The 20,311-nt window shown below is 62.5% G+C and carries 17 protein-coding genes; 2 read left to right on the forward strand and 15 right to left on the reverse strand.

What is annotated here, in order from left to right:
- Positions 1-2: 2 nt before the first annotated feature.
- The 8 genes from AC3WG5_RS01700 to AC3WG5_RS01735 all read right to left on the reverse strand — a co-directional run bounded on the left by AC3WG5_RS01700 (position 3) and on the right by AC3WG5_RS01735 (position 9,568).
- The gene (locus AC3WG5_RS01700; RefSeq protein WP_008954505.1) at positions 3-1,088 is read right to left on the reverse strand and encodes an ABC transporter permease subunit; all 1,086 of its coding nucleotides are present in this window, start codon (positions 1,086-1,088) and stop codon (positions 3-5) included.
- 19 nt (positions 1,089-1,107) lie between these two features.
- Positions 1,108-2,037, reverse strand: a complete 930-nt coding sequence (locus tag AC3WG5_RS01705) for a branched-chain amino acid ABC transporter permease (RefSeq protein ID WP_008954504.1) — start codon at positions 2,035-2,037, stop codon at positions 1,108-1,110.
- A 490-nt stretch (positions 2,038-2,527) separates the two neighbouring features.
- Positions 2,528-3,877, reverse strand: coding sequence for an N-succinylarginine dihydrolase (astB, locus tag AC3WG5_RS01710; protein WP_492567565.1), 1,350 nt, complete (start codon positions 3,875-3,877; stop codon positions 2,528-2,530).
- Entirely contained in the window at positions 3,874-5,334 is a 1,461-nt protein-coding gene (astD, locus tag AC3WG5_RS01715) for a succinylglutamate-semialdehyde dehydrogenase (protein ID WP_492567566.1), read from the reverse strand. Before astD ends, astB begins: the two co-directional genes overlap by 4 nt.
- Entirely contained in the window at positions 5,335-6,369 is a 1,035-nt protein-coding gene (gene astA / locus AC3WG5_RS01720; RefSeq protein ID WP_008954501.1) for an arginine N-succinyltransferase, read from the reverse strand.
- On the reverse strand, positions 6,366-7,400 hold the full coding sequence (gene aruF / locus AC3WG5_RS01725; RefSeq protein WP_492567567.1) for an arginine/ornithine succinyltransferase subunit alpha: 1,035 nt from the start codon (positions 7,398-7,400) through the stop codon (positions 6,366-6,368). Before aruF ends, astA begins: the two co-directional genes overlap by 4 nt.
- 127 nt (positions 7,401-7,527) lie before the next feature.
- A complete protein-coding gene (locus tag AC3WG5_RS01730; protein WP_014087846.1) occupies positions 7,528-8,742 on the reverse strand; it encodes an aspartate aminotransferase family protein in 1,215 nt (404 codons plus the stop codon).
- A gap of 145 nt (positions 8,743-8,887) precedes the next feature.
- Positions 8,888-9,568 (reverse strand): Crp/Fnr family transcriptional regulator, encoded by a 681-nt coding sequence (locus AC3WG5_RS01735; protein ID WP_014087847.1) that lies wholly within the window; start codon positions 9,566-9,568, stop codon positions 8,888-8,890.
- Between the two features lie 84 nt (positions 9,569-9,652).
- Here AC3WG5_RS01735 and AC3WG5_RS01740 point away from each other — a divergent pair, with 84 nt between their 5' ends.
- The gene (locus AC3WG5_RS01740) at positions 9,653-10,918 is read left to right on the forward strand and encodes an NnrS family protein (protein ID WP_492567568.1); all 1,266 of its coding nucleotides are present in this window, start codon (positions 9,653-9,655) and stop codon (positions 10,916-10,918) included.
- 58 nt (positions 10,919-10,976) lie between these two features.
- Positions 10,977-11,201, forward strand: coding sequence for a DUF2249 domain-containing protein (locus tag AC3WG5_RS01745; RefSeq protein ID WP_008954496.1), 225 nt, complete (start codon positions 10,977-10,979; stop codon positions 11,199-11,201).
- Positions 11,202-11,282: 81 nt separating this feature from the next.
- Here the strand turns inward: AC3WG5_RS01745 and pnp are convergent, their stop codons facing one another.
- From pnp to rimP, 7 genes are all read right to left on the reverse strand, one after another.
- On the reverse strand, positions 11,283-13,430 hold the full coding sequence (pnp, locus tag AC3WG5_RS01750) for a polyribonucleotide nucleotidyltransferase (protein WP_492567569.1): 2,148 nt from the start codon (positions 13,428-13,430) through the stop codon (positions 11,283-11,285).
- A 178-nt stretch (positions 13,431-13,608) separates the two neighbouring features.
- Positions 13,609-13,878 carry a 30S ribosomal protein S15 gene (rpsO, locus tag AC3WG5_RS01755; protein ID WP_008954494.1) on the reverse strand — a complete coding sequence of 90 codons (270 nt, stop codon included), beginning with the start codon at positions 13,876-13,878 and terminating at the stop codon, positions 13,609-13,611.
- Positions 13,879-13,951: 73 nt separating this feature from the next.
- Positions 13,952-14,875 carry a tRNA pseudouridine(55) synthase TruB gene (gene truB, locus AC3WG5_RS01760; protein ID WP_492567570.1) on the reverse strand — a complete coding sequence of 308 codons (924 nt, stop codon included), beginning with the start codon at positions 14,873-14,875 and terminating at the stop codon, positions 13,952-13,954.
- Positions 14,872-15,270 (reverse strand): 30S ribosome-binding factor RbfA, encoded by a 399-nt coding sequence (gene rbfA / locus AC3WG5_RS01765; protein WP_492567571.1) that lies wholly within the window; start codon positions 15,268-15,270, stop codon positions 14,872-14,874. Before rbfA ends, truB begins: the two co-directional genes overlap by 4 nt.
- 82 nt (positions 15,271-15,352) lie before the next feature.
- Positions 15,353-18,214, reverse strand: coding sequence for a translation initiation factor IF-2 (infB, locus tag AC3WG5_RS01770; protein ID WP_492567572.1), 2,862 nt, complete (start codon positions 18,212-18,214; stop codon positions 15,353-15,355).
- Between the two features lie 37 nt (positions 18,215-18,251).
- Positions 18,252-19,733 (reverse strand): transcription termination factor NusA, encoded by a 1,482-nt coding sequence (nusA, locus tag AC3WG5_RS01775; RefSeq protein WP_008954490.1) that lies wholly within the window; start codon positions 19,731-19,733, stop codon positions 18,252-18,254.
- Between the two features lie 48 nt (positions 19,734-19,781).
- On the reverse strand, positions 19,782-20,207 hold the full coding sequence (gene rimP / locus AC3WG5_RS01780; RefSeq protein ID WP_008954489.1) for a ribosome maturation factor RimP: 426 nt from the start codon (positions 20,205-20,207) through the stop codon (positions 19,782-19,784).
- Between the last annotated feature and the right edge of the window lie 104 nt (positions 20,208-20,311).

The following is a 20,311-nucleotide window of genomic DNA, read 5'->3' on the forward strand; positions in this document are numbered from 1 at the left end:
GCTTAACCTTTCTTCGCGTCGTCGAACTCGGCCTTGCGGCGCTTGGACGGCCACATGCCTTCCGGACGCAGCAGCATCATGATGACCAAGGCGAGGCCGAAGATCAGCATGCGGGCGTTTTCCGGGTCGATCAGCATGCGACCGAAGGTGTGCATCTGCAGCGGGCCGATGACGTCGCGCAGCACTTCCGGCGCCACGGTCAGCACCACCGCCCCCAGGATCACGCCCGGGATGTGGCCCATGCCGCCCAGCACGATCATCGCCAGGATCATTACCGACTCCAACAGACCGAACGATTCCGGCGAGATGAAGCCCTGGAACGAGGCGAACAGGCCACCAGCCACACCACCCGACAGCGCGCCCAGCGAGAACGCCAAGAGCTTGATGTTGCGGATGTTGAGCCCCATCGCGGCGGCAGCGATCGAGTCTTCGCGCATCGCCACCCAGGCACGGCCGATGCGCGAGTGCTGCAGGCGCCAGGCCATGATCACCACCAGCACGGTCAGCGCCAGGAAGAAGTAGTAGTAAAGATAAACGCTGTTGAAGCTGTGGCCGGCGATCTCCAGCGGCTTGCCGAACGACAGCCCGCCGATCTTGACCGGATCGATCAGGTTGATACCCTGCGGGCCGTTGGTGATGTTGATCGGTGCGTTCAGGTTGTTCATGAAGATACGCACGATCTCACCGAAGCCCAGCGTCACGATCGCCAGGTAGTCGCCCTTCAGGCGCAGCACCGGGGTACCGAGCAGGATGCCGAAGAACGCTGCCACCAGTGCCCCCAGGGGGATGGTGATGTAGAACGGCAGGTGGATGTCGAAGTGCGGCGAACCCAGCAGCGCAAAGGTGTAGGCGCCGACGGCATAGAAGGCGATGAAGCCCAAGTCCAGCAGGCCGGCGAAGCCGACCACGATGTTGAGCCCCAGCGCCAGCATCACGTACAGCAGCGCGAAGTCGATGATGCGCAGCCACGAGTTGCCCAGCAGGCCGCCGACGACGAACGGCAGCACCGCGAGCACGATGGCCGACACGAGGAACAGGCCGACCTTCTTGTTGGTGTCGAGCTTGTTCATTTCTAGTGCCATGGTCATGTTTGTTTCTCCCCTTCGATCAGGCACGGTCGGCCATTTTTTCGCCCAGCAGGCCGGACGGACGGAAGATCAGCACCAGGATCAGCACCATGAAGGCGAAGATGTCCTGGTAGTGGCTGCCGAGGAAGCCGCCGGTCAGGGTGCCGATGTAGCCGGCGCCCAGGCTCTCGATGATGCCGAGCAGGATACCGCCCGCCACGGCGCCGCCGAGGTTGCCGATGCCGCCCAGGACCGCCGCGGTGAACGCCTTCAGGCCGATCAGGAAGCCCATGTAGTAGTGGGCCTGGTCGTAGTTGGTGGCGACCATCACGCCGGCGATGGCGCCGAGCGCGGAGCCCAGCATGAAGGTGGAGGAGATGATGGTGTTGACGTTGACGCCCATCAGCGAGGCCACGCCCGGGTTCTGGCTGGTGGCGCGCATGGCGCGGCCGAGCTTGGTCTTCTCGACCATGATCAACAGACCAGCCATGATCACCAGGCACAGCACGATGATCATGATCTGCAGCACGGTGATGCTGGCGCCGAAGATCTCGACGGTGTCATGACTCAGGATCGACGGGAACGGGATGTAGTTGCGGCCCCAGATCAGGATCGCCACCTGCTGCAGCACGATCGACAGGCCGATCGCGGTGATCAGCGGCGCCAGGCGCGGCGCGTTGCGCAGCGGACGGTAGGCGACGCGTTCGATGGTGTAGCCCAACAGCGCGCAGGCCGGAATGGCGATAACGAGACCAATCAGAACCAGTATCGGCCCCGGAAGGTTGACTCCGGCCCCCATCAGCGAGGTCACGACGGTGATGGTGACCATGGCCCCCATCATGACGACTTCGCCATGGGCGAAGTTGATCAGCCCCATGATCCCGTACACCATGGTGTAGCCCAGCGCGATCAGCGCGTAGATGCTACCCAGCACGAGGCCATTGAGTATCTGTTGCAAAAAAATGTCCACGGTGGGAATTCTCCTTTGATTGAAGACCCGACGACACGACGGGGGTGGCCCTCTTTTCGTTATCGTCCATCTAGCGTCCGGTTGATGACTTTTGCTGTCACTATCCGGAAACTTCGGCGGATTATGCGTGTGTCTACAATCGACTGTCAATCTTAACAAGAGCCCCAAAAACCCCTAAAGAATAGACTCCCAAACACGTCGCAAGTTATTGTTTTTTATGTATTTTTTTTATTAATCTCGAAACACAACCGAAACGCACTGCACTGCACCAGAACAAAACATCGCACGCCCCGGATTGAACCGACGATTTTCCTGCAGATTTTCGATCAAATAGCGATTTTCCGTCATGAGCTCTGATGGGCTGGCAAGAAAACGCCGTGAAAACAAGCTCTTTCCGTTGCTACTCGCGTCGAGCAACGGCAATTTTTGTTGTATACAAAATACAAAAGGCAACCCGCATCGGGCTGCCTTTTTTGCACCAGAACCGGACTCAAACCAGCTGGAACGGGTACACCGCGCCAAGTCCCATGATTTGGGTCAATTCATCGAGCGCGGTGCGGCATTCCAGCAACAGTTGCGGGTCACCGAGGTCTTCCGGGGACAGGCGATCGCGATAATGCTTGTCCACCCAGGCGTTCAGCGTGCCGAACAATTGCTCGGACATCATCACGCGCGGGTTGACCGCGGCGATTTCCGACTCGGACAAGGCCACGCGCAGACGCAGGCAGGCCGGCCCGCCGCCGTTCTGCATGCTTTGCTTGAGATCGAACACGCGCACCTCGTCGATCGGGCCGCCCGAGGCCTTGAGCTTCTCCAGGTAGGCCCAGACACGTTCGATATTGCGGCACTCTTCCGGCACCACGATGATCATGCCGCCGCCCGGCTTGGACAGCAGCTGACTATTGAAGAGGTAGCTCTTCACCGCCTCCTCCACCGACACTTCGGCCTGCGGCACCTCAATGGCGATGAAGTTGCCGCCTGCCGCCGCCAGCTTGCGGTCCAGCTCGGCCAGCACCTCGGCCTGATTCAGGAAGGACTTCTCGTGATGGAACAGCACGTTGCGGTTACCGACCGAGATCACGTCGTTGTGGAACACGCCGGCATCGATGGTGTCAGGGTCCTGCTGAGCGTAGACCACGCCCTCCTCCTTCAGGCCGTGCAGCCGGGCCACCGCCTGGCAGGCTTCCAGCGTCTGGCGTGCCGGGAACCGGGCCGGTTTCGGATAGCGGCTGTCGAAAGCAGCGGCACCAAACACGAAGAACTCCACACCGGCTCCGTCGTAACGGTCGCAGAAACGGGTATGGTTGGCTGCGCCTTCGTCGCCGAAGTGCATCTGCGCCGGCAGCGCCTCGTGCACCATGAAGCGCTCGCGGTCGGCAAACATCGCCTGCAGGATGCGGCGTGTGGTCGGGTGCTCGATCGAACGATGAAACTTGTTGTTCAGGTTGGCCGGGGTAAAGTGCACGCGGCCGTCGGCGGTGTCGCCGGACGGGCTGACGGTGGCCGCGTTGGCGGTCCACATGCAGGAGGCGGACGAGGCGGCCGCCAGGATGGCCGGTGCCTCCTTGGCCGCGCGCTCGATCACTTGCGCATCGCTGCCGCCAAAGCCGAGGCGACGCAGGCTCGCCACATCCGGGCGCTCGTGCGGCGCCAGCACGCCTTGCTTGAAGCCCAGGTCGTGAAGCGCCTTCATCTTGGCCAGCCCCTGCTTGGCGGCCAGCCTCGGGTTGGACACGGCGTTCTGGTTGCCGGTGGAAGCGACGTTGCCGTAGGACAGGCCGCTGTAGTTGTGCGTCGGGCCAACCAGGCCGTCGAAGTTCACTTCAAAAGCGTTGCTCACAGTACGATCCCCGGAGAAAGTTGAGTCGGAACGGTCAGGCTGTCGCACTCCAGCGAAGCGACCGGCCAGGCACAGTAATCGGCTGCATAGTAGGCGCTGGGGCGATGATTGCCCGAGGCGCCGATGCCACCGAACGGAGCGGCGCTGGAGGCACCCGTCAGCGGCTTGTTCCAGTTCACCACGCCGGCACGGCTTTCCAGCAGATAGCGCTCGTATTCGGCACGGTCGTCGGACAGCACGCCGCCAGCCAGGCCGAAGCGGGTGTCGTTGGCGATCTCGATGGCCTGGTCGAACGAGGTGTAGCGGATCACCTGCAGCAGCGGGCCGAAGAATTCGTCATCCGGACGCTGGGCATCGGTGGTGTCGATGATGCCCGGCGACAGAATGGCGCCAGTCTCGGACAGGCGGCGCATTTCCAGCAGCACCTTGCCGCCGTTCTCACGCAACGTGGCCTGCGCCTTGAGCAGCACATCGGCCGCGGTGTTGGAAATCACCGAACCCATGAACGGAGCCGGTTCTTCGTTGTAGAGCCCCACCTTGAGCTTGGCGGCGACCTCGACCAAACGTCCGACGAAGGCATCGCCCCACTCCCCTGCCGGGACCAGCAGGCGGCGGGCGCAGGTACAGCGCTGGCCGGCGGAGATGAAGGCAGACTGGATCACGTGGTGCACGGCGGCATCGACCTCGGCCACCTTACCCACGATCAGCGGATTGTTGCCGCCCATCTCCAGCGCCAGGATCTTCTCCGGCTGGCCGCCGAAGGTCTTGTGCAGCAGGTTGCCGGTGGCGGAACTGCCGGTGAAGAACAGGCCGTCGATGCCGGCATGGTTGGCCAAGGCGATGCCGGTTTCCTTGGCGCCCTGGGCCAGGTTGATCACGCCCGCCGGCAAGCCGGCTTGCTGCCACAGCTTGACGGTTTCCTCGGCGGTCCACGGCGTCAGTTCGGACGGCTTGAAGATCACGGTGTTGCCGGCCAAGAGTGCCGGCACGATATGGCCGTTGGGCAGGTGGCCCGGGAAGTTGTACGGACCGAACACCGCCACCACGCCGTGGGGCTTGTGGCGCAATACCGCCTGAGCGTCGCCCATGGGGGCGGCGCGCTCGCCGGTGCGCTCGTTGTACGATTTGACCGAGATGTCGACCTTGTTGACCATGGTGGTCACCTCGGTCAGCGCTTCCCACATCGGCTTGCCGGTTTCCTTTGCGATCACCTCGGCCAAAGCATTCTTGTTGGCGGCCAGAAGCTCGCCGAAACGACGGGCAATGGCTACCCGCTCGTCAAAAGAAGTGCGCGACCAACTCTTGAAGGCGGCGCGAGCGGCGGCAACGGCGGCGTCGATTTGAGCCGGCGAGGCGCCCTTGCCTTCCCAGATCAGCTCGGTCGTGGCCGGGTTGGTCTTTTTCAACGGCTCGCCGTCACCGGCCAGCCAGGTTCCATTGATACACAGCGTTGTCATTTAGATAGTCTCCTTGGGCGAGAGCGTGACACAGCGCACCGGGTCACCTTCGCCCACTTGCAGGGCGTGCGCCTCTTCGGGCGTCAGCAGAATCTCGTTATCGACGACAGTGGTTTCCGCCAGGATCACGCGGAAGCCTTCAAACTGGGTGTTCGACACCAGCAGGTTCTTGCGCTCGCCCTCGACCGGAGCGGTCACGACGCGGACGCTGGCCATGACACTCTGCTTCACGGCGCGAATTTCGCTGGTATAGGCCTGCACCGTCGGACCGGCGTCGAAAATGTCGACGTAGCCCTCGTAACGGAAGCCCTCGGACTCCAGCATGGCGACCGCCGGCCGGGTGTTCTCGTGAGTCTTCCCGATCACGGCCCGGGCTTCGGGCGACAGAAAATCGATGTACACCGGGTGCTTGGGCATCAGTTCGGCGACGAAAGCCTTCTGCCCGACCCCGGTCAGGTAGTCGGCTTCGGCGAACTCCATGGAGAAGAAGTGCCGGCCCAGTGCCTCCCAGAACGGCGACTTGCCATCGCTGTCCGAGACCCCGCGCATTTCGGCCACCACCATCTTGCCGAACAGGTCGGCGAACTGAGCCAGGAACAGGAAGCGGCTCTTCGACAGCAAGCCACCGTTGCGGTTGACGCGGTAATCCGGGTGCAGGAACAGCGTGCACAATTCCGAATAGCCGGTGTGGTCGTTGGACAGGAACAGGGTGTCGTGGCGTGAATAGACGTTCAACTCTTCCGAGGCGTGCACGATGGTGCCGACACGGTAGTTGTACCAAGGCTCGTGCAGGCCGACCGCCGCCTCCAGGGCGCAGATGCCAGCGACGGTGCCGTTGCTGCCGTCTTCCAGCACAAACACGTAGCCTTGTTCGGCCAACTCGGCCTCACCGCTGAACGAGCGCACCGAGCGCAGGATGCGCTTGGCCAGGCGTTCCTCGTTGATCGGCAGCGACGTCAGGCCCACGCCGGCACTGGCCGCCAATTTCATCAGCCCCGGCAGGTCATCGCGGGTAATGGGACGGATCACCATCATGATTGTTTCTCCTTGGCCTCGTGCAGCGGCACCACACGCACCGGCTGGCCGTTCGACAGCGCCAGCGCCTGGGCGACATCCTGGGTAATCAGCGCCATCCCGTTGACCAAGGCCACGCGGGCCGCCACCGCGGCAAAGCGGTCGGTGCCGCCATTGCTGAGCAACATGGTGGTGGCGGACGGCGGCAGGCTGGCCGACACTTCCACCGGATAGGTACCGCTGCATTCGACGGTCCACAGCCGGTCGACGTCGGCGGTCAGCACCGCGCCGCCATCGAAGATGTCGAGGTAGTTGTCGGCCTCGAAGCCCTCGCTGGTCAGCAGCATGAACGGCCGCTCGAAATCCGGGTGGACCTGGCCGATGGCGTTCTGCGCCTCGTCCGGCAGCAAGGGCACGTAGATCGGGTAGGCCGGCATCAGTTCGGCGATGAAGGTCTTGCTGTGCGAGACGAAGGCCTGCTCCACCTGGATGAAATCCATATTGAAGAAGCGCCGGCCGATGGCGTTCCAGAACGGCGACTGTCCCTGCTCGTCGTGGATGCCCTGCATCTCGGCCAGGATGCGCTTGCCGAAGCGCTCACGCTGCCCGGCGATGAACAACAGACGGGCACGAGACAACAATTCACTGCCCAACTCCCCGTAGGCCGGGTCGGAATAGAAACCGCACAACTGCACCATCCCGGTCAGGTCGTGGCAGATATTCAGCACATGGATGCGGTTGTTGACCTTGAGCGGACGCGAGGCGTGCACGAAGGTCTCGCTGCGATAGCTGTAGAACGGTTCATCGAAACCGGCGGAAGCGCTGATCGAGGCGGTCCCCACCACCTCGCCGTGCTCTTCCAGCACGAACATATAGAATTCGCGGCCGGTATCCGGCACCGCCTCGTGCTCGAAAGCGCTGGCCGATTGCTGGATACGCTCGAACAGCTTGTCCCGGTCATTGGGCAAACTGGTCACGCCGATGCCGCTGGCCACTGCCATGCGCTCGATTGCAGGCAGATCGGAGGTCCGGACTGGACGGACGACTAACATGGGCAAGCCCTCCCAAGCATGTCAAATCATTGTCACGACGTTTTTCAGGCGCAGCCGTCCCCTACGACCTGCTCAGCTGGGCAGGTCGCGGGTGAAAAACGTCAATTGTTAAGAAAAGGGGGCGGGTTTAGCGGACGCTAACCAGGCTGGCGATGGCGGCATCGAGGCGGGCGAGGCCCTCGTCGATGTCCTTGTCCTCAACCACCAGGGACGGCGCCAGGCGCACCACGTTCAGCCCTGCGACCAATACCATCAGGCGTTCTTTCTCGGCGGCCTTGAGGAAGTCCTTGGCACGGCCGGCGTACTCGTCGGCCAGCACGCAGCCGATCAACAGGCCCATGCCGCGCACGGTCTTGAACACGTGGTACTTGGCGTTGATGGCGTTCAGGCCGGCCACGAAACGATCATGCTTGGCGCGCACACCCTCCAGCACTTCCGGACGGCTGATGATCTCGACTACCTTGCCGGCGATGGCGGATGCCAGCGGGTTACCGCCGTAGGTAGTGCCGTGGGTGCCGACGCCGAGACTCTTGGCGATGGCAGCGGTCGTCAGGATGGCACCAACCGGGAAGCCGCCGCCCAGGCCCTTGGCCGAGGACAGGATGTCCGGGGTCACACCGTAAGACTGGTAGGCATAGAGCGTGCCGCAACGGCCGACACCGGTCTGCACTTCGTCGAAGATCAGCAGCGCGTTGTGCTGGTTACACAGCTCGCGGGCCGCTTCCAGGTAGGCCTTGTCGGCCGGCAGCACGCCGCCCTCGCCTTGCACCGGCTCGATCACCACGGCGCAGGTCTTGTCGGAGATGGCGGCCTTGAGGGACTCGATACTGTTGAACTCGACGTGGGTGATACCAGCCGGATTGGGGCCGAAACCCTCGCTATACTTGGGCTGGCCGCCGACGTTGACGGTGAACACGGTACGACCGTGGAACGAGTTCTTGCAGGAAATGATTTCGTACTTGTCGGCACCGAAGTGATCGGTGGCGTACTTGCGGGCCAGTTTGAAGGCCGCTTCGTTGGCTTCGGCACCGGAGTTGCACAGGAACACACGCTCGGCAAAGGTCAGCTCGGTCAGACGGGTCGCCAGTTGCAGCGCCGGTTCGTTGGTGAAGACGTTGGACAGGTGCCACAGTTTGTTGCCCTGCTCGGTCAGCGCGGCCACCAGCTCCGGGTGGCAGTGACCGAGCGAGTTGACGGCGATGCCGCCAGCGAAATCGATGTACTCATTGCCCTGCTGATCCCATACACGGGAACCCAGCCCTTTCACCGGAATGAACTCGACGGGAGAGTAGTTGGGGACCATGACCTGGTCGAAGGTAGCGCGGGTAACAGCGTTGCTCATCTTGATAGTTCCTTCGTGCAGTAACGGGTACTTTTGGATAATTGTCCGAATCATTCTAATCGAATCCGCAAACAGCCCCATATCCGGTTTGCGACATGCGATTACAAAAACCTCGGAGCCCGAAAGAGCGTGAATTCAGCGCAAATCAGGCCAGATTGCGCATTTCGGATAGCTTATTACGGTCAGGAACGCGGATTTCCCGGCCTTCCACCACGATCCCGGCTTGCTCGGCGAGTTTTTGCAGAACCCGGGAGAACGTTTCCGGGGTCAGGTTAAGGCGTGAGGCCAGCGTCTGTTTGTTGACCGGCAGGTTGACCACATTGTCGTCGCTGTCCTCCAGGCTGTTGAGCAGGTAGCCCACCACGCGCTCCACGGCCGACTCCAGCGTGTAGGTCTCGACATCCTTGAGCAGCGTACGCAGCCGCATCGACAAGCCCGCCAGCATGCGCCGTGCCAGGCGGCTGTCGTCATCCAGCGCGGTAAACAGGGTTTCGGCTGGGATGAACAGCACCAGCGAATCTTCCACCGCCTGCGCCATCACCGGGTAGGGCTGCTCGAGAAACATCACGGCTTCGCCGAAGCTTTGCGAAGGGTGAATGATTTCGATCACTTTCTCGGTTCCCTGGCGCGCGACGATGGCGATCTTGATACGGCCGTACACCAGCACGTACATGCCCTGGCACGGGTCGCCACGCTGGAACAGCATCTGCCCCTTTTCGTAGCGCTGCTCGATCGCCCTTTCGGCCAACCTTGCCAGTTCGTCCTCGTGGCAAACGCTGAACAATGGAATGTGCTTGAGAAAGGCGTGCGTTGACGGCCCAGACATGATTTTCTCCCTCGATTCTTGACTCTGATCATTCAGCTCGGACGGCGTGCGTCCGATACTCCCTAATACCCCATCCGGAGTTGTATGAAGATGCGACCGCTATCCCCCACCCCCACTCCCAGCCCCGGCCTGGCTCCAAAACCATCGCCGGCAGTCACGCTACCGGCCTTCTTGCAGGCACCGCACCGCGTGGCCTTCCTGCCCGGCATGGTGTTCGCCATCACGCTCTTGGCAGGCTGGTCACTGGAAATGAGCCGCCGTCTGACAGGCTTTGCCCTGCCGCTATCCATCCCCGCCACGCTGGCGCACGGTTTCCTGATGCTGTACGGCATTTTTCCGTTCTTTATGACCGGCTTCATCCTGACCGCCGGACCACGCTGGCTCAACGTCGATGCACCGTCTCGCGCCCGCTACCTGGCCATTCCGGCACTGATGGCGGGCGGCCTGGTGTTGTGGCTCGCCGCCCTGGCGCTGGGCCCGGGCCTGGCCGTGGCCGGCCTGTTGAGTTATGCGCTGGGCTTTTCCGGACTGGTGCTGGTCTTCGGCCAGATCATCCTGGCCAGTCCACAACCTGACCGGCGCCACGCCATCGCGGTGGAACTGGCCTTCATCGTCGGCCTCGCCGGGCTGATGGCCGCCCTCTACTGGCTGCTCAGCGGCGACACCCTCGGCTGGGCGGTGATGCGTGACCTGGCGCTATGGGGCTTTTTGCTGCCGGTCTTCCTGACCGTCAGCCATCGCATGGTACCGTTCTTTTCCTCGAGCGTGCTTGCCGGCTATACCGTATGGCGACCGAACTGGCTGCTCTATGCCTTGCTGGCCGGCTCGTTCGGCCACGGCCTGCTGCACATCGCCGGCGTCACCACCCTGCCCGCCGACCTGCCATTCGCCCTGCTGCTGGCCTACACCTCGTGGCGCTGGCAGTTGCGTGCCAGCCTGTCGGTGCGCTTGCTGGGCATGCTGCACCTGGCCTTTGCCTGGCTGGCGATCGGTTTCACCCTGTACGTCCTGCAAGAAGGGGCCGCCCTCTTCGGCCAACCCCTGCTGGGGCTCGCGCCGCTGCACGCCATCACCACCGGCTTCTTCCTGACCATGATGATCGCCTTCGTGACACGGGTCAGTCTCGGCCATTCAGGGCGGCCGCTGGAAGCCAGTCCTGGGATATGGCGGCTTTACCTCGCCGCCCACTGGATGGCGCTGGCGCGGGTGCTCGCCGACCTCCTCCCCGCTGGGCTGACCAGCGTGCTGTATGTGGTCGCCGCCGGCGGCTGGCTGCTCACGCTGCTATGCTGGGGTAGGCTGTTCATCCCGGCCTACTTGAAGCGGCGCGAGGACGGCAAGCCCGGCTAAGTATCGATTTTCTCCGTAGCGCACCTACCGACCCGACCACCCGACCAAGAGACCCATCATGCCAGCCCAAGACCTGAGAAACATGGCCCCGCCCGGGCCGATCGAAATCATCCTCAATGCGGCCGATGAGCTTCAAGCAGGAGGCGAAGCCTCCTTCATCCTACCGCACTTTCCCGGCCCGCTGATCCCGATGCTGGACGAGTATGCCGCACTCGAGTACCGCTTCGAAACCGGCAGCGAAGGCGGTGTGCTGCTGCACCTGCGCCGTCCGGCGGAGGACTGAGCGCGATACGGCGGCGCCCTCACACCCAAGGCAACAAAAAAGCCCGCGCATGCGCGGGCTTTTCACTGGCAGCGATCAGACTCAGCTGCCGGCCTTCAGACCGAAGGAGTCGGCGGTTTCGCGCGCCGTCTTGGCTTCGTCTTCCAGCAGGGCCTTGATCGACAGGCGGATACGGCCGCGGTCGTCCATCTCGATCGCCTTGACCTTCACCACCTGGCCTTCTTTCAGGTAGTCGGACACGTTCTTGATACGCTCGTTGGCGATCTGCGAGATGTGTACCAGACCATCCTTGCCCGGCAGGATCGATACGATGGCGCCGACGTTGTTGTCGAGAATCTTCACCACGGTGCCTTCGTAGATCTTGCCCACTTCGACTTCGACGGTGATTTCCTCGATGCGCTTCTTGGCGGCATCGGCACCTTCCTGGGTCACCGAAGCGATGGTGATGGTACCGTCTTCCTCGATGTTGATCTCGGTACCGGTATCCTTGGTGATCGAGCGGATGGTCTCGCCACCCTTGCCGATCACTTCACGGATCTTGTCCGGGTTGATCTTCATCACGAACAGGCGCGGAGCGTGGGTGGACAGCTGCTGCGGACCCTCCACGGCTTCCTTCATCAGGCCGAGGATGTGCAGGCGGCCTTCCTTGGCCTGGTCGAGTGCGACCTGCATGATTTCCTTGGTGATGCCCTGGATCTTGATATCCATCTGCAGCGCGGTCACGCCTTCGGCAGTACCGGCCACCTTGAAGTCCATGTCGCCCAGGTGATCTTCGTCACCCAGGATGTCGGTCAGCACGGCGAAACGGTTGCCCTCCAGGATCAGGCCCATGGCGATACCCGCCACGTGCGCCTTCAGCGGCACGCCGGCGTTCAACAGCGCCAAGCAGCCACCGCATACCGACGCCATCGACGAGGAGCCGTTGGACTCGGTGATTTCCGACACCACGCGCATCGAGTAACCGAACTCGTCGGCGGACGGCAGCACCTGCGCCAGGGCACGCTTGGCCAGACGGCCATGGCCGATTTCGCGGCGCTTCGGCGGGCCCATGCGACCGGCTTCACCGGTCGAGTACGGCGGGAAGTTGTAGTGCAGCATGAAGCGGTCGGTGTACTCGCCGGCCAGCGCGTCGATGATCTGCTCGTCGCGCTGGGTGCCCAGCGTGGTTACCACCATGGCCTGGGTTTCACCACGAGTGAACAGCGCCGAACCGTGGGTACGCGGCAGCACGCCGGTGCGGATGGCGATCGGGCGCACGGTGCGAGTGTCGCGGCCGTCGATGCGCGGCTCGCCGGCCAGGATCTGGCCGCGCACGATCTCGGCTTCCAGGCTCTTGAAGATGCCCTTGATCTCGTTGGCGGTCAGGGTGTCGGTTTCTTCAGTGATCAGCGCGGCCTTGACGTCGGCCCAGGCTTCAGCCAGCACCTGCGTACGCGCCTGCTTCTGGCGGATACGGAAGGCGTTGGCGATTTTCTCGCCCGACACTTCACGCACCTTGGCGATCAGCTCGTTGTTCTGGGCCGAGGCGGACCAGTCCCACATTACCGGATTGACTTCGTCGGCCAGCTCGTTGATGGCCTTGATCGCGGCCTGCATCTGGTCGTGGCCGAACACCACGGCGCCCAGCATCACGGCTTCCGGCAGTTCCTTGGCTTCGGATTCGACCATCAGCACGGCACGATGGGTACCGGCAACAACCAGGTCGAGCTGGGAGGTTTCCAGTTCGGTCTTGGTCGGGTTGAGGATGTAGTCACCGTTGGCGTAGCCGACGCGGGCGGCGCCGATCGGGCCGTTGAACGGCAGACCGGAGATCGCCAGCGCAGCGGAAGCGCCGATCATCGAGGGGATGTCGGAATCGATTTCCGGGTTCAGCGACATCACCGTGGCGACGATCTGCACGTCGTGGTAGAAGCCTTCCGGGAACAGCGGGCGGATCGGGCGGTCGATCAGGCGGCTGGTCAGGATTTCCTTCTCGGACTGTTTGCCCTCGCGCTTGAAAAAGCCCCCCGGAATCTTGCCGGCGGCGTAGGTGCGCTCGAGATAGTCGACGGTCAGCGGGAAGAAATCCTGGCCCGGCTTGACGTTTTGCGAGCCGACCACGGACACCAGTACCACGGTGTCTTCCATGGTGACGAGAACGGCGCCGGAGGCCTGACGGGCCACTTCACCGGTTTCCAGGGTCACGGTGTGGCGGCCGTACTGGAAGGTTTTGCTAATCTTGTTGAACACAGGGCATCCCTTTTGCTATTGGTTTGAGGCAAGTGGACTCACAACGGGAACCCCTAGAAATACCGACTGGCTGCGGCAACCGGCATGTCTAGAGGCTCCTCCCGTCGTGTCATTCAGTTAGTGGGCCGGGAAACGAAAAAGTCGCAGACTGGCTGCGACTTTTTCGAACCTGAACCGATTACTTGCGCAGACCCAGGCGGGTGATCAGGGCACGGTAGCTGTCGGCATCGGTGCGCTTGAGGTAGTCAAGCAGACGGCGACGACGGCTCACCAGTTTCAGCAGGCCGCGACGGCTGTGATGATCCTTGGTGTTGGCCTTGAAGTGCGGGGTCAGATCGTTGATACGGGCGGTCAGCAGGGCAACTTGCACTTCCGACGAACCGGTATCGCCTTCCTTCTGCTGGAAGTTTTTAACGATTTCTGCTTTTTGAGCGGCGGTCATAGCCATTTTGATGTACTCCACAATTCAGGTAAGGGCAATCAAGCCCGACAAGTGCAGCGAGCCGAGACCCATCCACACTTCACACTTCGGCTGCCGAGGCAGCCACGAGCCGGAGGGGGGAAAGAACACCCGGTTCCCTGACCTCCCCCAGCCCGACAAATTCCCGCGTTTCGGTAAGGTAAACCCGGAAGCGCAGCATTGTCTCACATTTTTCCGTGATGCGCACCGCCTGCCCCTGGCGAAAACGACCGGCCTGCTCCGGTGCCAGGACGATCTCGGGCAGATGCGCCACCAGCACGTCCATCGGCAGTAACAGAGCGTCACGCTCGGCCTCCGGCACAGCCTCCAGGGCCTCCAGGGTGATCGACTGTTCCAGCGTAAAACCACCGGTGGTGGTGCGGCGCAAACCGGTGAGGAAAGCGCCGCAATCGAGCGCCTCGCCGATGTCTTCGGCCAAGGTACGCACGTAGGTGCCCTTACTGCACAGCACGTCGACCACGGCCTCGCCGCCGTCGAACGAAACCAGCTCCAGGCCATGGATGACGACATCACGCGCCTGACGTTCGATATCGACCCCGGCGCGGGCGTATTCGTACAGCGGCTTGCCCTGGAACTTGAGCGCCGAGTACATCGGCGGCACCTGGCTGATCGGCCCGACAAACTGCGCCAACACCCGTCGCAGCGCGGTCTCGTCGAAGGTCACCGGGCGCTCGCGCAGCACCTCGCCCTCGAGGTCGCCGGTGGTGGTCACCTTGCCGAAGCAGATCGTCGCACGATAGCCCTTGTCGGCATCGAGCAGGTAGGACGAGAACTTGGTAGCCTCGCCCAGGCATACCGGCAACAGGCCGGTCGCCAGCGGGTCAAGCACACCGGTATGCCCCGCCTTGGCCGCCGTGAACAGCCAACGCGCCTTGAGCAGGGCCGAATTGCTGGTCACGTTGTAAGGCTTGTCCAGCAACAGCACACCACTCACGGCGCGCTTCTTGCGCCGCATCTGCGTCATGCCCCGTCGCCCTCTTCCGGCTCGGTCTTGGGCTCGGCGTACTCTTCGGATACCTGGTTGATCAGGCGCGTCATGTGCATGCCGCGCTCGATCGACTCGTCGTAGACGAAATGCAGCTGCGGCGTGGTGAAGATCTGCAGGGCGCGGCCCAGCTCGCTGCGCAGGTAGCCGGCGGCGTGCTCCAGCGCCTCCTGCGTTACCTCGCGAGTCTTGTCGTCCATCACGGTGTAGTAGATCTTGGCGTGCGAGTAATCGCGCGTCACCTCTACCGAGGTAATGGTAATCCAGCCGGCGCGCGGGTCCTTCAGACCCTTGCGCAAGAGTTCAGCCAATTCGCGCTGGATCTGCTCGGAGATACGATCCGCACGGGAAAAACCTTTTTTGGCTCTGGCCATGGTGTTGATCCTGATTCACTGAAAACACAAAAGCGAGCGCCGTCCGGCCGCAGCCGGAGGGACGCTCGCCCGAACAACGCGCTTAGAGGGTACGCGCCACTTCGACGATTTCGAACGCTTCCAGCTGGTCGCCTTCCTGGATATCGTTGAAGTTCTTCAGCATCAGGCCACACTCGTAGCCCTGCTTCACTTCCTTCACGTCGTCCTTGAAGCGCTTGAGCGATTCGAGTTCGCCGGTGTGAACCACCACGTTGTGGCGGATCAGACGGACCATGGAACCGCGCTTCACCAGGCCATCGGTCACCATACAACCGGCAATATTGCCGACCTTGGACACTGAAATCACCTGACGGATTTCCACGGTACCGGTGATCTGTTCCTTCTTCTCCGGCGACAGCATGCCGGACATGGCGGCCTTCACCTCGTCCACGGCATCGTAAATGATGCTGTAGTAACGAATGTCGACACCTTCGCTTTCGGCCAACTTGCGGGCCGCAGCATCGGAACGGGTGTTGAAGCCGATCACGATGGCCTTGGAAGCGATCGCCAGGTTGATGTCGGATTCAGAGATGCCACCCACGCCGGAGTGCAGGATATTGACGCGCACTTCGTCGGTGGACAGCTTCTGCAGGCTCTGCGACAGCGCCTCGTAGGAACCCTGCACGTCGGCCTTGATGATGATGGAGAGGTTCTGCACCTCGCCTTCGGCCATCTGGGCAAACATGTTCTCCAGCTTGGCAGCCTGCTGCTTGGCCAGACGCACGTCGCGGAACTTGCCCTGACGGAACAGGGCGATTTCGCGCGCCTTCTTCTCGTCGATCAGCACCATGGCGTCTTCGCCTGCGGCCGGCACGTCGGACAAGCCGAGAATTTCCACCGGAATCGACGGGCCGGCTTCATCGATCGCCTTGCCGTTTTCATCGATCATGGCGCGTACGCGACCGAAAGCGGTGCCGGCCAGTACCACGTCACCCTTCTTCAGGGTACCGGACTGCACCAGCAGCGTTGCCACCGGGCCACGGCCTTTGTCCAGACGGGCCTCGACTATCACGCCCTTGGCCGGGGATTCGATCGGTGCGGTCAACTCCAGCACCTCGGCTTGCAGCAGCACGCCTTCCAGCAGGTTGTCGATGCCCTGGCCAGTCTTGGCGGAGACTTCAACAAACATCGCATCACCGCCCCAGTCTTCCGGCACCACTTCCTGCGCGACCAGTTCCTGGCGGATACGTTCCGGGTTGGCACCCTGCTTGTCGATCTTGTTCACCGCCACCACGATCGGCACACCAGCGGCCTTGGCGTGGTGAATGGCTTCGATGGTCTGCGGCATCACGCCGTCATCGGCGGCCACCACCAGGATCACGATATCGGTAGCCTTGGCACCACGGGCACGCATGGCGGTAAACGCCTCGTGACCCGGGGTGTCGAGGAAGGTCACCACGCCGCGCGGGGTTTCCACATGGTAGGCACCGATGTGCTGGGTAATGCCGCCGGCTTCGCCCGCGGCGACCTTGGCACGGCGGATGTAGTCCAGCAGCGAGGTCTTGCCGTGGTCGACGTGACCCATTACGGTCACCACCGGCGGACGCGGCAGGCGCTCCACCTCGGCGCCGCCCTCGACGTTCTCGAGGAAGGCATCCGGATCGTCCATCTGTGCCGCCTTGCCGATGTGGCCCATCTCGCCAACCACGATCAGCGCGGTTTCCTGATCCAGCACCTGGTTGATGGTCACCATCATGCCCATCTTCATCAGGGTCTTGATGACTTCGACGGCCTTGACCGCCATGCGGTGCGCCAGGTCGGCCACGGTAATGGTTTCAGGCACCAGCACTTCGTGCACGATCGGCTCGGTCGGTGCGGTGAAAGCGTGCTGACTGTTGCCACGCGACTTGCCGCCGCGCTTGCTCTTCCAGTCGCCGCCGGCATCGCCACCCTTGACGCGCAGGCCACGGCCTTTCTTGCCGTCGTCCCAACTGCGCTCGGAGCCGCCCTTCTTGCCCTTCTTCGGTGCAGCAGAACCCGGTGCCGGCGCGGCAGGCGCTGCGGCGCCGGCCCCAGCCGGAGCAGGACGGCCACCGGCCGGAGCCGGACGCTGCCCCCCCGCGGCCGGACGCACCCCGGCCGAGCCAGGACGCTGACCGGCACCCGGCTGTCCGCTGCGCGGACCGCGTGCATCCTGCGGACGGCCATCAGCGGAGCGCCCGGCAGCCGGGCGTGCTTCGGCCGGTTTGGCCTCGACCGGCTTCGGCGCCGGAGGCGGAGGCGGATTTTCCGCCGCCAGCTTGGCGGCCTGACGGCGCTCTTCGCGCTCGATCTTTTCGCGCATCAGGGCTTCCTGACGAGCGCGGAACGCCAGCTGGCGTTTTTCTTCCGCTTCGCGTGCGGCGATTTCTTCCGGAGACAGAATGGACAGCGGAGCCGGGCGCACCGGGGCTGCCTTGACTTCCGGAGCAGCCGGCTCTTGCGGCTTGGCTTCGACCTTCGGCTCTACCTTGGTCTCAACCGCCGCCGGCTTCGGCGCTTCGGGCTTCTGTTCTTCCTTGAGGTCGACCTTCGCCACCACGGGCTCGGCCTTGACTTCGGCCTTAGCCGGCTCAACCGGAGCGGCGGCGACCGGAGCAGCCTCTGGCTTGGCAACGGCGGCGACAGCCGCAACCGGTGCCTCCAGCGGACGCTGCACCACACGCTTCTTGCGGGTTTCCACTCTTACCGTCGAACCGTCCGCCGTACGAACCTCGCTGGTCTGCTTGCGGGTCACCGTGATCGGGGTCTCGTTACGGGCACCATGCGAACGCTTCAGGTAGTCCAGGAGCTGGGATTTGTCCCGTTCTGAGAGGGTGTCATCCAGCGAGCCTTTGCCGACACCGGCGGCACGCAGCTGTTCCAGCAGGCGATCCGGTGTCAAGCCAAGCTCACTGGCAAACTGTTTTACATTCGTCAATACCATGCGTCTTCCCAAATTCCGTCAATAACTTCCCGAAGCCTTACTGGGCAAACCAGTGTTCGCGCGCCTTCATGATGATTGCACGTGCGGCTTCAGCCTCCATACCGGTCATGTCAACGAGATCATCCACGGCAAGGTCGGCGAGTTCGTCGCGGGTGGTCACGCCATTTTCAGCCAACTTACGCACCAGGTCGGCATCCTCCAGGCCTTCGATGCCCTTCAGATCGTCAGATACGCTTTCCACCTTTTCCTCGGAGGCGATGGCCAGCGTCAAGAGAGCGTCACGAGCGCGGCTGCGCAGTTCGTTGACTTGCTCCTCTTCAAAGCCTTCGATCTCGAGCATTTCGGCGATTGGCACATACGCCACTTCTTCGAGGGTGGCGAACCCCTCTTGCACCAGCGTCATGGCGGTCGCTTCATCCACACCGAGGTGCTTCATGAAGGTTTCACGCAACGCGGCGTCTTCTTCCTGATGTTTTTCTTCGGCCTCGGTCACCGTCATGATGTTGAGGTACCAGCCGGTCAGCTCTGCTGCCAGGCGGACGTTCTGGCCGCTGCGGCCGATCGCCAGAGCCAGCTGGTCTTCTTCCACCACCACGTCCATGGCGTGGTTATCCTCATCGATCATGATGCGGTTGACTTCGGCCGGGGACAGCGCGTTGATCACGAACTGCGCCGGCTCCGGTGCCCACAGCACGATGTCGACGCGCTCGCCGGCCAGCTCCTGGGTCACCGACTGCACACGCGAACCGCGCATGCCGATGCAGGTACCCTGCGGATCGATGCGCGGATCGTTGGCCTTGACAGCGATCTTGGCGCGCAGGCCCGGGTCGCGGGCGGCTTCCTTGATCTCCAGGAGGCCCTCTTCGATTTCCGGCACTTCCAGCTCGAACAGCTTGATCAGGAACTCGCGGGAAGTACGCGATAGCACCAGCTGCGGGCCGCGACCGAGGCGGTCGATGCGCATCAGGTAGGCCTTGACGCGGTCGCCCACGCGCAGGTTTTCCTTCGGAATCATCTGCTCGCGCGGCAGCACGGCCTCCAGCTTGCCGCACTCGATGATGGCATTGCCGCGCTCGATGCGCTTGACAGTACCGCTGACCAGATGTTCGCGGCGCTGCAGGAACTCACTCAGGAGTTGCTCGCGCTCGGCGTCGCGAATCTTCTGCAAGATCACCTGCTTGGCGGCCTGGGCACCGATACGGCCGAATTCGACAGCCTCCATCGGTTCCTCGATGACGGCGCCGACCTCGATGGACGGATCACGTTCGCGAGCGTCTGCCAGCTCGATTTCCTTGTCGTCGAATTCGAGCATGTCGTCTTCGACCACGGTCCAGCGACGGAAAGTATGGTACTGCCCGGTATGACGATCGATCTCGACACGGATATCGACGTCATCCTGATTGAATTTCTTTTTAGTAGCAGACGCCAGCGCCAATTCCAGCGCCGTAAAAACCACGTCCTTGCTGACGCTCTTCTCGCTCGCCAGGGCATCAACCAGCAACAAAATCTCGCGACTCATGCAATCCTCCGAATTTTTTTCATTCCCGTGGGGTCGACCCCGCCCAGATCAGAACTCAGGATCAAGCCTGGCCTTGTCGATAACGGCGAGCGGAATGGCCACGGTCCGGCCCTCGAACTCCAGCTGTACAGCGCCATCCACGACGCCAGCCAGACGACCGGAAAATTTCTTTTGCTGTTCAATGGGCATGCGGGTCTTGATCTTGGCCCGCTGCCCGGAGAAGCGTACGAAGTCCGACTCTTTCTTGAGCGGACGGTCCAGCCCCGGAGACGACACTTCCAGCCGCTCGTAATCTATGTTTTCGACCATGAAGAGGCGCGTCAGGTGGTTGCTCACCAGCACGCAGTCTTCCACGGTGATTCCACCGGGTTTGTCGAGAAACACCCTGAAACCGCCCCCAGGGGTCAATTCGAAGTCCACCAGCTCGTAACCCAGACCTGGCAGCGTGTTCTCCAGCAGCAAACGTACATCCATTGCTTTTTCCACAAATAAAAAATGGGCGAAACGCCCATCCCTAACCGTCGGGATTGTAATACATTTCTCCCCGAAAGGAAATCCCGGCGACAAGCCTGCGCCAG

The organism is Pseudogulbenkiania sp. FW507-F1 (genome assembly GCF_058781125.1).

Bases quoted from the DNA above. Each gene is read 5' to 3' on its own strand.
- aruF (WP_492567567.1), bottom strand. From the start codon at position 7,400: ATGTTAGTCGTCCGTCCAGTCCGGACCTCCGATCTGCCTGCAATCGAG.
- infB (WP_492567572.1), bottom strand. From the start codon at position 18,214: ATGGTATTGACGAATGTAAAACAGTTTGCCAGTGAGCTTGGCTTGACA.
- nusA (WP_008954490.1), bottom strand. From the start codon at position 19,733: ATGAGTCGCGAGATTTTGTTGCTGGTTGATGCCCTGGCGAGCGAGAAG.
- AC3WG5_RS01700 (WP_008954505.1), bottom strand. From the start codon at position 1,088: ATGACCATGGCACTAGAAATGAACAAGCTCGACACCAACAAGAAGGTC.
- AC3WG5_RS01740 (WP_492567568.1), top strand. From the start codon at position 9,653: ATGAAGATGCGACCGCTATCCCCCACCCCCACTCCCAGCCCCGGCCTG.
- rbfA (WP_492567571.1), bottom strand. From the start codon at position 15,270: ATGGCCAGAGCCAAAAAAGGTTTTTCCCGTGCGGATCGTATCTCCGAG.
- astA (WP_008954501.1), bottom strand. From the start codon at position 6,369: ATGATGGTGATCCGTCCCATTACCCGCGATGACCTGCCGGGGCTGATG.
- AC3WG5_RS01745 (WP_008954496.1), top strand. From the start codon at position 10,977: ATGCCAGCCCAAGACCTGAGAAACATGGCCCCGCCCGGGCCGATCGAA.
- AC3WG5_RS01735 (WP_014087847.1), bottom strand. From the start codon at position 9,568: ATGTCTGGGCCGTCAACGCACGCCTTTCTCAAGCACATTCCATTGTTC.
- rpsO (WP_008954494.1), bottom strand. From the start codon at position 13,878: ATGGCTATGACCGCCGCTCAAAAAGCAGAAATCGTTAAAAACTTCCAG.
- astD (WP_492567566.1), bottom strand. From the start codon at position 5,334: ATGACAACGCTGTGTATCAATGGAACCTGGCTGGCCGGTGACGGCGAG.
- AC3WG5_RS01730 (WP_014087846.1), bottom strand. From the start codon at position 8,742: ATGAGCAACGCTGTTACCCGCGCTACCTTCGACCAGGTCATGGTCCCC.
- rimP (WP_008954489.1), bottom strand. From the start codon at position 20,207: ATGGATGTACGTTTGCTGCTGGAGAACACGCTGCCAGGTCTGGGTTAC.
- truB (WP_492567570.1), bottom strand. From the start codon at position 14,875: ATGACGCAGATGCGGCGCAAGAAGCGCGCCGTGAGTGGTGTGCTGTTG.